The following is a 12,559-nucleotide window of genomic DNA, read 5'->3' as shown; positions in this document are numbered from 1 at the left end:
CCTCCTGTGTGGGCGGAGGCGCTTGCTGTGTCGGCGGCGCGGGTGGCGGAGGAGGCGGTTCCTGCCGAGTCGGTGCGGGCGCCTCTTGTGTCGGCGGATCGACGGGTGGTTCTGGTGTGGGCTGCGGTAGTGGCGCTTCCTGGGTGGGCGGTGCGGCGGGTGGTTCTTGTGTGGGTGGCGCTTCCCGCGTAGGCGGGGCGGCAGGCGGGTCCTGCGTCGGAGGGGCGACGGGTGGATCCTGTGACGGAGGCGCTTCCTGCGTAGGCGGCACGACCGGCGCTTCCGCCGTGGGCGGAGCAGCCGGTGGTTCCTGGGTGGGCGAGGGCGCTTCCTGCGTGGGCGACGGCGTTTCCTGAGTAGGCGGAGCGACCGGCGGAGTCTCCGGGGCAGGCGCTTGCGACGTCGATGGCGGCACCTCCGACGTCGGCGGCGGAACATCGGTGGTCGGCGGAACCTCCGATGTCGGCGGCGCGCCCGGCACACTCGTCGGCGGTGTCGTCGGCTCCGGATCCGGCGCGGTCCCCGGCCCCGGCGTCGGCGCGGTCTCCGGCGACCGGGACTCCGGACCGGACGATTCCGGACCGGACGACTCCGGCGCGGGATCCCCCGGCGTCACGGGCCCCTCGCCCCGCGGAACCTTCTGCGGTGGAACATCATCGGGGTCGACCGGCACCTGCGGCGGATCGACCCGATACTGGGGCGCACCCGGCGATTGCGCCTGCTCGCCGGGTAACAACGGCGCGGCGGGCAGTGCGGGCACACCGGTCCCCGCGGTGCTGTAGGCGGGTTTGTAGATCATGTTCATCGCCATGACGGCTTCTTGCCGCAAGGCCTCCTGGGCGGCCTGCGCGTCGATGACGTGCGCGGCTTCCAGCAGGCGGGCGATGGCGCCGATCGGCCCGCTGCCACCGGGCGGAACGACGGCGAGTTTCACGGCTTCGGCCGCCGCCGCGACCGCGCCGAGCCTGGCGCCGACCTGCCCCATGACGGCGGTCAGCTCGTCGACCGACGCGGCGAAACTACGGGTGCTCGCGTAGGCGGCCTCGGCGGCCGTGCCTTCCCACGCCATCGCGTTCATCACCCGGTCGGCGCTGCCGCGGGTGAGCGGGAACGAGGTGGCGAGCGTGCCTGCCGCCTCCAGCCAGGTGCCCGAGGCGCGCAGGATCGCGGCGGCGTCGATCTCGCGGGTCGCGGCGTAGATCTGCTCGTGCGCCATGGACTCGAAATGTTCCATCGAGTTGATGTAGGTGGGGTCGTTCCCGCTCATGACCGGGCCTCCCGTGTCCTCGCCCGCGCGTTCACGGCGACACCTGTGCGCCGACGGCCCGCAGGGCGGCGGCGTTCGCGGCGTCGGCCTCGTCGTAGAGACCGGCGCTGATCAGGAAGGCCTCTTTCATGCGGTAGGCGGCCTCGATGTAGTGGTCGAGCAGTGCCGCCGCGTCGCGGGCCTTGTTCCCGAATCCGGCCTGTAGCTCCCGGGCCGAGACGAAACCGCCGAAGCCTGCGGTATCGGCGACCGATTCCAGGCGCAGGCGCAGTTGGATCAGCCGGTCGGCCTGATGCTCGTACATCTCGGCGCAGCGGCGCGCGGCGTCCGGATCGAAGGCGACCGTGCCCGCTTGCGCGTTCTGTTTGAACCGTGCGATATCGGCACGGCTTGTCTCGATCGTCATGCGCACACCCCCGGGGATCGGTCGGTCCGACCCAGACTAACCGGAAGGTGTACGCGCGGTCAGCAATAGCGCCGCTCCGGTGGTGGTCAGCGTGCTTGTGCGGGAATGCGTTTCTGCAATTGCGCGCCGATCTGCTCGCTCGAGGCGGGCACGACGTGCACCATATCGCCCGCTTTGATCAGATAGCGCCCGTCGCCCGCCACATCGATCCAGGTGTAGTGGATCGGCGGTGCGGGGTCGGTCCGGTCGAGCCGGGCCTCGACGCGGATATGTCCTTCCGCGGTATGGGGTTTCAGCAGTAGCCGACGGATGGGCGTGACGGCGGGTCTCGGCGCGACGGCCTCGCTGTCGCGTACCGCCGCGGTCTCGGCGGTACGGGCGGGCTGTCTGCCCGCGGGCGCTCTGGGCAGCAGGGTCGCGATGCGCGCGCCGAGTTTGTTGCTGTGTCCGATCGATATGCGCACGGTGCCACCGAAATCCGGCCGGGAGCCGGGCTCCTGGACGGCGAGCACCGCGCGGTCGAACACGGCGCAGGCGAGCAGGCGGATCTCACTGCCCGGCGTGTGCGCACCGCCGATGGCGACGATCCGGGTCTGCGGGGCGGTGAGGATGCGCAAGCACGCGGTGAGATCGGGATCGCCGCCGCGCGGTAGTCGTTCTGCGAGTCGCATGCGCAACTTCTCGGCCGCCTCTTCGGTGCGCGGTGACTCTAGAATGCGAAGTGGGTACGGATGTCGATCCAACTCGGTTTCGCGCCAGACATGGGCGAACTCGTCCGGAGTGAACGTCCAACCCACGTCAGATCACATCCTCACCGTGCCCACCGAGACGGCACGAGCATATCGGGTCTCGGGGGGCGCTCGGTGAAAGTTGTGAACGCACTGCGGGGATCGAGGCTAACGCCACGGTCGAATATCGGATATATCCAACGACCCCCGGTTCCCGTTCGGACCGGAACGGGCCAGGACGCCGTGTCCGGCCCGTAATCGGGGATGATGGGAGTTAAGCCGTGCAGGTACTCGGTCCATGTTCCGAAGCGGCGCTTGTCGACGCGCTCGCGGGCGGTAAGGCCCGCGGGCTGCACGGTGTGCGCGAGGGCGGGTTCCGTGTCCCGGAATGGGTCGCGCTCGGCACCGACGTCTTCGAGCGATTCGCCGCCGACGGCGGACTGTCCGAGAAGGTGGCCGCCTTCGCCGCCGCCGAGGATTCCGAAGCCGCCATCGCCCTCGGCGAGACCGTCCGCGCCGGTATCGCCGCCGCGCCGATCCAGGATCCGGTCCTGACCCTGATCCTCGACGCGGGAGCGCGGTTCGACGGCCCCCTCGCGGTCCGGTCCTCGGTACACGCCGAGGACGGCGCCGATCACTCCTACGCGGGTCAGTTCGATTCGTACCTGAATGTGCGCGGTGTCGACGCCGTCGTCGACCGGGTCCGCGACTGCTGGGCCTCGGCCTTCTCCGAGCGGGCGATCCGCTACGCCTTCGCGCGGGACCTGCCGCCCGCGAGCGGCCCGGCGGTGGTACTGCAACGGCTGGTGACGGCGCGGGCGAGCGGGGTGGTGTTCACCGCGAATCCGACGACGGGCGCGCTCGGCGAATTGGTGATCAGCGCGGTCTACGGTCTCGGCGAGGGGTTGGTGTCGGGCGCGGTCGACGCGGATTCGATCGTCGTGGACAAAGCCACCGGAGTCGTGCTCGACACCGTGCTCGGGGACAAGGATCGCCGTTACGCCCCCGCGGGCGAGCAGGGCTGCGAGATACGCGAGGTGGACGCGGCCGATCGCGAACGCGCGGTGCTCTCGGCCGACGAGATCGCCGAACTGACCGCTCTCGGCCGCACGGTGGAGAAGGAACGCGGCACCCCGCAGGACATCGAATGGGCGATCGACGACACCGGGATCTGGCTGCTACAGGCGCGCCCGATCACCACCGTCGGCGCCGCATCCGGGGCGGGGCGCGCGGCCGAACTGCGCGGCGCGGGTGAAGCGGTCCCCGACGGTGAGACGCGAATCTGGGACAACTCCAACATCATCGAGAGTTTCAGCGGTATCACCTCGCCGCTCACCTACACCACCGCGGCCGATATCTACGGCCGCGTCTACCGCGGCTACGCGAAATCCCTGCGGGTACCGCCCGCGCAACTGCGCCAGACCGACACGTGGACCCCGGTGCTGCTCGGCTACTTCCACGGGCGCGTCTACTACAACCTGCTGCACTGGTATCGGATGGTCGGTATCGCACCCGGTTATCCCCTGAACCGCAAGGTGCTCGAGGCCGCGCTCGGTGTCGACGAGCCGCTGGCGGACGATATCGCGAAAACGCTGCGTCCCTTCACCTTCGGCAATCCGCTCGCGCGACTACGCTCGCGCGCGGTGACCACGGTGACCTACCTGCGACAGCTCTTCGGCATCGACGCCATGGTGGAAGAGTTCACCGACGAGTTCTACCGCGTCTACGACGAGTACGACGCCATGGACTACCGGACGCTGACCGGCGAACAGGCCTACACCGCCTATCGCGCGGTGGACCGCGATCTGGTCGAACGCTGGGGGCCGCTGATGGTGCTCGACGCCATCCTGCTGACCTGTACCGGGTTGATGTATCTGCTGACCAAACTGTTCATGCCCAAGGCCCCGGAATGGTTCCTGTACTCGGTCGTCGGACCGGGCGCCGATGTCGAATCGGCCGAACCGGCGCGCGCGATGACCGACCTGGCACGTCTGGTGCGCGCCGACCCCGAGGCGACGGCGCTGGTGAACACCACCCCGGCCGATCTCGTCTATCCGGCACTGCGGGAGTCGGGCCGGGCGGATCTGCTCGCCGCGATCGAGGACTACCTGGATCGGTACGGATATCGCAGCCTGGACGAACTGAAACTGGAGACACCGGATCTCCGCGAGGATCCGTCGAGTCTGTTCGTCATGTTGCGCAGCGCGCTGGGGCGGGTCGCCGAAGCCACCGAAGCCACCGCGCCCGCGAATCGCGAAAAGGAGGCGGACGTCTACCTCGACGCGCACCTGGGCGGGGTGCGGCGCAGGATCTACGAACGCTTGCGCGCCAAGACATCCCGGTGCGCCGCGCATCGCGAGCGGCTGCGTTTCTGCCGTACCAGGGCGTTCGGCACGGTCAAACGGATGATCCGGGTGATGGGTCGTGATCTGGTCGCGCGCGGCGTCATCGATGATTTCGCCGACGTGTTCTACCTGACCAACAGCGAGCTGCGCGGGTGCTACGACGGCGCGGATTCCGAGGCGCTGCGCGGCCTGGTCGGCGCGCGCAAGGCGCAGCGCGCCCGCGACGCCGATCTGGTCGCGCCCCCGCGGTTCCGGACCGTCGGCGTCGACTTCGGCCGCGCGGCGATGGCCGAGCAGGGCTGGGTGCCCGTCACCGACACCCCGGCCGCGACCGTCGGCACGGTGCTGGCCGGTACCCCGTCGGCGTCGGGGGTGGTCGAGGGCGAGGCGGTGATCGTCGACGAGCCGCGTGACGTCGCGGGCGGCATCCTGGTGGCCTACCGGACCGATCCCGGGTGGGTCGCCGCGCTGCCCTCGGCGTCGGCCCTGGTGATCGAGCGGGGCAGCCCGCTGACGCATGTGGCGATCGTGGCGCGTGAGCTGGGAGTGCCGACGGTGGTTCAGATCAAGGACGTCACGAAAAAGATACGGACCAGTATGCGAATTCGGGTCGACGGGACCAACGGAACGGTTACTGTGCTGTCCGAAGGAGACCGGCGCGATGATTCCTGACAGCGATTTTTCTGCTGAAGATATTGCGGTAGTGCGGGATTGGCTATCGAACCCCGCACACGACGCGGGTATCCACCTGGCCGACGAGGCGGACGGGTGGGAACTGCGCACCTATGCCGAACTCGCGGAACAGACCTGGTCCGTCGCGGCGCTCATGCGCTCGGCCGGACTCGGCAGCGGTGACGGAGCCTGCGTCATCATGCCGACGGGATTCCCCTGTCTCGCGGCCTTCTACGCGGTGTGGGCGTGCGGTGGCGTGTTCACTCCCGTCGCGCCGCCGATGTTCGGCGACCTCGCGCAGATCATCGCGCATATCGCGGGCATCATCACCTCGGCCCAGCCGCGTCTGGTGGTGACCTCGCCGGAATTCGAATCGTTCGTGCGCGAGGCCGTGACGCAGGCCGGGCGCACCGACGAACCGCTGGTGATCGACGCGAAGGCTTTGCCGCCCGCGCCGGAACACCGTGAATTCGGCGAGCCGGACGAATGCGCGCTGTTGCAGTTCACCTCCGGATCCACCGGGACGCCGCGCGGTGTGCGGGTGAGCTGGCGGAATCTGGCGAACAATATCGCGATGATCTCGGGCCTGATCGACTGGCGGCCCGGCGAGGCCATGGTGTCGTGGCTGCCGCTGTATCACGATATGGGCCTGGTCGGCGCGTTCCTCACCACGGTGACCAACCAGGGCGATCTCTACCTGATGCGCCCCGACCAGTTCGTCCGCGATCCGGCCCGCTGGCTGCGCGCGATGTCGCGCGCCCAGCATTCGCCCTCGCCGTCGTTCGCCCTCGGCTACGTCGCGCATCGGGTGCGTCCGGAGGAGATCGCGGACCTCGACCTGTCCGGGTGGCGCACCCTCGCGGTCGGCTCGGAACCGGTCGAGGTGGCCGATCTGCAATCCTTCGCCGAGCTGACCCGCCCGCTCGGCTTCTCCACCTCCGCCTACACCCTCGCCTACGGGTTGGCGGAGGCGACGCTCATGGTGACTTCGTCGCAGCGCGGTCAGCCGATCACCGCGCTGCGCATCGACAACCCCAATCTGCGTTTCGGGCGTCCCGTCCCGGTCCTCGAACACGCCCCGCTCGATGACGCGCACCGGGTGGAAGGCGCGGGCTGGATCACCGGACTGGGCTACTCGACCCTGGAATCGACGGTGACCGTCGTCGACGAGGAAGGCCGCCCCCTGCCGGACGGCACCCTCGGCGAGCTGGTCGTGACCGGTGAATCCGTGGCGATGGGCTATTCCGGTGCGCCGAGCGCTGGGTCGTCCACCCGTATCTCCGAGGGCTCCCTCTTCTCCGGTGACGCCGGATTCCGCTATCGCGGCGAGGTTTTCGTGCTCGGCCGGATGGGGTCGAGTCTCAAGGTGCGCGGCCGTTCGGTCTTCATGGAGGACATCGAATCCCGCGTCGCCCAGGAAACCGGAATCACCAAGGGCAAACTCGCCGCCGTCGCCATCACCGATGCCGGGGCCCAGGGCGTCGCGCTGTTCGCGGAGGCCGCCGCCGGCGACTGGATCGCCGAGGCGCGCAAGGTGATTCGTGGCGAACTCGGTCCGGCGCAGACCGTCGAGATCGTCACCGGACCACGCGGCACCATCCGCCGGACCTCCAGCGGCAAACCGCGCCGACGGCATATGTGGCAGGTGTATCGCGACGGCGGTCTCGACGGCGTGGTCGTGCATCGCTCCGACGACCACGCACTCGACCGCGCCGACGCCGCGCCACGCCCGGCGCTGCCCGTCGAACGCGTCACGCGACTACTCGACAAGGCGCTGGAAAGCGTCGCCGTCCCGCCGGATTCGGCTGTCGTGTTCGAGGGATCGCTCGCCGAAGGATTCGGCAACGAGGGCTCCGACGTGGATTTCCTCGCCGTCGTCCCCGGCGACGAGGAGATGCCGACCCTGCCGACGGTGCTGTTCATCGACGGACGCCGGGTGGAGGTGCGCACCCGTTCGCAGGCGCAACTGCGGCGCCAGTTCGAGCAGGTGGCGCGGCGCCCCGACGAAGATCTGCTCAACCGCTGCCAGCGATTCCTGCGCGCCACGGTGATCCGACCAGGCACGGTGGATCTGGACGCGCTGCGCGCGATCACCCCCTACCCGGAATTCACCACCCTGATCGCCGACTGGTGGTCCGCCCGTGCCGTGCAGGCGCTGCGTTTCGCGGTGGCGCTGCGCGCGTTCGGGGCGGAGGCCGAGGCGGCCGAATGGGCACGCGACGGCCTGACCCAGGCCGTCAAGGGCTGGGCCGCGGGCCGGGGCGAGACCTACCTCGAGACCAAATGGCTTCCGCGGCAACTCGATCGGATCGGCGCGCATCCGATCGTCGACCGCTACCGCGCGCTCGTCGACCCGGCACGAGACTGGGATCAGGTGTGGGAACTCGCGACCGATCTCGGCGTGGAAGGCGTCGCGGACGACCCGCACCGGGTGATCTTCGCCCGCAGGCCCGGGGTGACCACGTGGTCGATCGGCGGCCGCGTGCACGTCCTGCGTGACGATCACGAGGTCTTCGCGCTCTCCGACGCCGCCGCGCGGGCCTGGCGTTCGGTGGTGTTCCGGCATTCGGTGCGCGATATCCTCGCCCGCCACCCCGCGATCGGCGCGGAACTCGCCGAATTCGTGCGACTCGGATTCGTCGGTCTCGAATGGCGGCGCGGCGGCCCCGTCGAACCCGCCCTGGCGATGTGCAAGACCACGCGCCCCTACACCCCCGTGCCGACCGTGCACGCCCCGATACTCGGGCTCACCGGCGCGGCCCGCGACGACAGCGTGATCGCCACCCTCGCGCCGCTGCCCGCCCCGCGATTCACCGAATGCGCGCTGAACCTGGTGTGGTCCAACGTGGTCCTGGAGAACGCGCGCGAGGATCTGGCCGGCGCGGTGAAGGACGCGCAGGGCGCGGTCGCCGATATCGCGGCCCATCGGCTCGTCGCCATGGGTGTGCGAGTGCTGTTGTCCGCCTACGGTATCCACCCGCTGCCCGCCGATGTGGCGCCGGTCGAGACGGTGCGCGCGATGCTGCCCGCCCACGACCCGCGTCGCGAGGAGATCCTGGCCGGGCTCGACGCCGCGCGTGGGGTGCGGTTCTCCGAACTCATCGACGTCGGTGACGACACCGTCGCCGGTCTGGCGATCCTCGACGATTTCGTCGCCGGGGTGCGCCGGGTCGCGGGCGGCTCGGACCCCGACGCCGGATTCCCGGCCTCGTTCGACTCCCGCGAGCAGTGGCAGCGCACGCTCGCCATCGGCTACGACTGGCTGCGCGTCGCCGGTTACCTGAACACCGATCTACCGTTGGACGAAGCCCGCGACCTGCTCACCACGGGCGGGCAGCAGCCGCATCTCAGGGAAGGCGAGGCCATATGACCGTGCCCGGAACCCCGGCCACCACGACCGCGGCGCAGGTCCGCCGCATCGTCGCGGCGATGGCCCCGGAGCCGCGGGCCGATCTCGCCGACGAACAGCGCCTGATCGAGGATCTCGGGTACGAATCACTGCGGCTGATGGAACTGACCGTGGTGCTGGAGCGTACCTTCGGCCTGCCGCGATACCGGCCCGAGGAATTGATCGGCGTCAGGCGGGTCGGCGAGGTCGTCACCCTGGTGACCGACAGCCTGTCCGCGCAGGTGCGCCCGTGAGCGGGCGCGATACCGTCCTCGTCACGGGCGCGACCGGTCTGGTCGGTGCCGAGGTGGTCGCCCGCCTGGCCGCCGCGGGCCGTCCGGTCGCGGCGGTGCTGCACAGCAATTCCGAGATCGTCCGCAACGACGGCACGATCCTGGAGGCGGGCACCGCGGTGGCCGGTGACATCCGAGCCCCCGGATTCGGGATGTCGTCGCGCGACACCGAGGATCTCGCCGAGCGCGTCGGCATCATCGTGCACTCGGCGGCGACCACCGCGTTCGACGCGCCGCCCAGCTCCTACGAGGAACTCAACGTGCGCGGCACCGCGCATGCCATCGAACTGGCCACCGCGTGGGACGTGCCGCTCGTCCACGTCAGCACCGCCTACGTCTGCGGAATGCGCGGCGGCACGGTCACAGAGGACGCGCCCGAGGCGGGCGGGTCCTTCGGAAACCGGTACGAGGAGAGCAAGTTCCGCGCCGAGGAGTTGGTGCGCGCGGCGGGCGGACGTGGACTCGACTGGGCGATCGTGCGACCGGGCATCGTCACCGGTGACGCCACCACGGGCGCCATCCGCGAATACAAGAATCTCTACACCGTCGTGAAACTCATGGTCGAAGGCAAATTGCGGACGTTACCCGGCCGCTACGACGCGACCCTGTCGCTGGCGCCGGTCGATCACGTCGCCGATGTGATCGCCGCCGCGGTACTGGATTTCGAATCCGCGGTCGGCCGCACCATGCACGCCGTCGGCGCGGACACGCTCTCACTGCGCGAAATCTCCGACGTACTCGCGGAATACCCTTCCTTCGACGTGGCGACCTTCGTCCCGTCGGCGACCTTCGACGAGGCCGATCTCGATCCGATCGAACGCGAGTACTACCGCCGCATCGGTTCGCTCTACACCAGCTATTTCACGCGGCGCCTGAACTTCGACACCTCCCGCGCGCGCATCATGCTCGGCAGGCCGTCACCGCCCACCGGCAAGGAGTATCTGCGGCTGCTGCTCGACTACTGCCTGGAAACCGGCTATCTGGGGATGCCGCTGCCTACCATCGAAGATGTGCTGGCAGCCAACGACTTCGGCGGTGCCGCGTGACGCCGGGGGCGCTGCGGGCGGTGCTGTCGCGGCTCACGCCGTCACCGGACAAGGTCGAGGCCTATGTCGGTGACACCTACGTCCTGGAATCGGTCGAGCATCTGAGCAGACTCGGCATCGACCCCGCGGCCTTCTCCCGACGGCATTCGCTGCTGCTGCTCAAACCCGACGCGATCGTCGCCCGTGCCGTCGAACCGACGCTGGAGTGGCTGAGCGCCAACGGATTCGGGGTCGTCGCGGCATATCGTGTTCCGGTCGACCGGCATCTGGCCCGCGCCCTGTGGTACTTCGCGTGGAATATCGCGTCACCGGAACGCCGCCGCCTGGCCGATCTGCTGGTCGACATCTCCGACGCGCTGGTACTCGTCGTATCCGGCGCCGACGGTGAACTGCCGCTGCCGGTGCGCCTCACCGAGGCCAAGGGCGCGACCGATCCGCGCAAACGTCGCCCCGGTGAACTCCGGCACCTGCTCGGACTGCACAACTACCTGCTGAATCTGGTGCATTCCCCCGACGATCCCGCCGACGTCCTGCGCGAACTCGCCATCTACTTCGACGAGCCGACCCGCGCCGAACTGCTGACGGGGCTCGGCACCGACGGCGATACCCACGCCGAGGCGAGACGGATCGCGGCCGAGCTGTACGCGGCCACCCCCTCGGGAAGTTTCGACCGGTCGTCGGCGCTGGCGCGGATCGCACGCGATCTCGGCGTCGAGGAACCGAGCGCCGACGAGGACTGCGCGCGGCTGCTGTATTCCGCGTGGGACGCGGGCGCCGACCTCGATCCGTGGTCGGTGATCGTGCTCGGCTCCTACGTGCTGCCCATGCGGTCGGGAGCGCAGTCGCAGACCCTGCGGCCGGTGGCCGCGAACGACTGGTTGGAGGCTCGACCATGACGTACACCGCTGCCGTCGCGGCAACCCATGACCGCACCATCTCGCGGGTGCTCGCGCACCGCTGCGCGGTCGCCGAGGTGTTCGTCACCTCGATGCACGCCGTCGCCGACGACGAATTCGTGGTGGGCGCCCAACTGCCCAGAATGCACGCCTATTACGGCGATCATTCCGGCGCGCTCGCCCTGCGTCACGATCCGCTGCTGGTGATGGAGGCGGCGAGGCAGGCCGCCATCGCGCTCACGCACGAGTACTACGGTGTGCCGACCGAGGCGGCGTTCCTGGTGCGCACCTTCAACGCGACCGGGTCCGACACCGCCGCGTGGGAGGTCGGCATCGCGCCCGCCGACCTGGTGATGACGGTGCGGGTCCCACGCAAACACCGTCGCGGCGAGGTACTGCACGGCCTCGACATGGTGCTCGATATCGCCTGCGGTGACACACCGATGGCGACCGTCGACGGATCCTTCTCCTGGACCACCGCGAACCACTGGGCGGCCCTGCGCACCGGGTTCCGGGACAGTCTCGGCCTGGGACCGTTCGTCGGCGCGTCGGCACTGGGGGAGCGCGCCCCCGCCGCCCTGGTGGGCCGCGAGAACTGGCGCAATGTCGTCATCGGCCCGCCGGAGATCGACGGCGACCGGGCGATCGCCCAGGTGGTCGCCGACCTCGCCCATCCGTTCCTGTTCGACCATCAGCTCGACCACGTGCCGGGCAGCCTGCTCATCGAGGCCGCGAGGCAGACCGCGCTCAGCATGGTGCTCGAGGAAACGCCGAAGCTGGTCTGCGTGGCGAGCGCGTTCGACCAGTTCGTCGAACTGGACCGGCCCGTGCACTGCCACGCCGAGATCACCGACTCCGGGGTGGAAGCGACCGTGGTGCGGTGCGAGATCCGCCAGGCCGCGACGGTGGCGGCCCGCATCGATCTCGAATTCGCCGAGGAAGAACTCGTGCCCGACGAGGCGGGCGGATGAACGGTCTCGAACTGCTGACCACCACCAGGGCATTCCGGCGCAGGCTCGACCTGACCCGTCCGGTGGATCGCCGGGATCTGCTGGCCTGCCTCGATATCGCGGTGCACGCGCCCAGCGGCACCAACCGCCAGCCGTGGCGTTTCGTGGTGGTTCAGGATCCCGCCGTCAAACAGCAGATCGCCGAGTACTACCGAAAAGGTTTCGCCGCATACCTTTCCGCCCGCACACCCCGCCCCGACCAGCTGGCCGACCTGGCCTCCGGCAGCTATCTGGCCGACCACCTGCACGAGGTGCCCGCGCTGGTCGTGGTCTGCTCACTCGGCCGCCCACCCACCGACCCGTCCACGCTGCGCGGCGCGAGCTACTACGGGTCGATCTACCCGGCGGTGTGGAATCTGCTGCTCGCCCTGCACGAACGCGGCCTCGGCGCGACGATGACCACCGCGCACCTGGCCTACGAACGCGAGATCGCCGACCTGCTCGCCATTCCGTTCGACGAGGTCGCCCAGGTCGCGATGCTCCCGGTCGCCCATCTGCGCCCCGGCCC

At 69.6% G+C, this 12,559-nt stretch carries 10 protein-coding genes; 7 read left to right on the top strand and 3 right to left on the bottom strand.

All coding sequences use genetic code 11. The annotated features are described in order from the left end of the window. The 3 genes from JZ792_RS38900 to JZ792_RS38890 all read right to left on the bottom strand — a co-directional run. Positions 1-1,267: hypothetical protein (locus JZ792_RS38900; protein ID WP_216917901.1), on the bottom strand; the 1,267-nt coding region annotated here is incomplete at its 3' end. Between the two features lie 31 nt (positions 1,268-1,298). Beyond that, the gene (locus tag JZ792_RS38895) at positions 1,299-1,673 is read right to left on the bottom strand and encodes a hypothetical protein (protein WP_216917900.1); all 375 of its coding nucleotides are present in this window, start codon (positions 1,671-1,673) and stop codon (positions 1,299-1,301) included. Between the two features lie 86 nt (positions 1,674-1,759). Beyond that, on the bottom strand, positions 1,760-2,470 hold the full coding sequence (locus JZ792_RS38890) for an ESX secretion-associated protein EspG (protein WP_216917899.1): 711 nt from the start codon (positions 2,468-2,470) through the stop codon (positions 1,760-1,762). Between the two features lie 212 nt (positions 2,471-2,682). Here JZ792_RS38890 and JZ792_RS38885 point away from each other — a divergent pair, with 212 nt between their 5' ends. The 7 genes from JZ792_RS38885 to JZ792_RS38855 all read left to right on the top strand — a co-directional run. Then, positions 2,683-5,418 carry a phosphoenolpyruvate synthase gene (locus tag JZ792_RS38885; protein WP_216917898.1) on the top strand — a complete coding sequence of 912 codons (2,736 nt, stop codon included), beginning with the start codon at positions 2,683-2,685 and terminating at the stop codon, positions 5,416-5,418. Between the two features lie 31 nt (positions 5,419-5,449). Then, the gene (locus tag JZ792_RS38880) at positions 5,450-8,788 is read left to right on the top strand and encodes an AMP-binding protein (RefSeq protein WP_308165622.1); all 3,339 of its coding nucleotides are present in this window, start codon (positions 5,450-5,452) and stop codon (positions 8,786-8,788) included. After that, on the top strand, positions 8,785-9,060 hold the full coding sequence (locus JZ792_RS38875) for an acyl carrier protein (RefSeq protein ID WP_216917896.1): 276 nt from the start codon (positions 8,785-8,787) through the stop codon (positions 9,058-9,060). Before JZ792_RS38880 ends, JZ792_RS38875 begins: the two co-directional genes overlap by 4 nt. Beyond that, positions 9,057-10,145 (top strand): SDR family oxidoreductase, encoded by a 1,089-nt coding sequence (locus JZ792_RS38870; protein ID WP_216917895.1) that lies wholly within the window; start codon positions 9,057-9,059, stop codon positions 10,143-10,145. Before JZ792_RS38875 ends, JZ792_RS38870 begins: the two co-directional genes overlap by 4 nt. Beyond that, positions 10,142-11,041, top strand: coding sequence for a nucleoside-diphosphate kinase (locus JZ792_RS38865; RefSeq protein ID WP_216917894.1), 900 nt, complete (start codon positions 10,142-10,144; stop codon positions 11,039-11,041). The genes JZ792_RS38870 and JZ792_RS38865 overlap by 4 nt, the downstream gene beginning before the upstream one ends. Continuing rightward, positions 11,038-12,012, top strand: a complete 975-nt coding sequence (locus JZ792_RS38860) for a ScbA/BarX family gamma-butyrolactone biosynthesis protein (RefSeq protein WP_216917893.1) — start codon at positions 11,038-11,040, stop codon at positions 12,010-12,012. The genes JZ792_RS38865 and JZ792_RS38860 overlap by 4 nt, the downstream gene beginning before the upstream one ends. Next, a partial coding sequence (locus JZ792_RS38855) for a nitroreductase family protein (protein ID WP_216917892.1) occupies positions 12,009-12,559 on the top strand: 551 nt, incomplete at its 3' end. The genes JZ792_RS38860 and JZ792_RS38855, both read left to right, overlap by 4 nt.

Source organism: Nocardia noduli (assembly GCF_019038455.1).
Lineage (GTDB): Bacteria > Actinomycetota > Actinomycetes > Mycobacteriales > Mycobacteriaceae > Nocardia > Nocardia noduli.
This window is presented reverse-complemented; position numbering and strand designations above follow the sequence as displayed.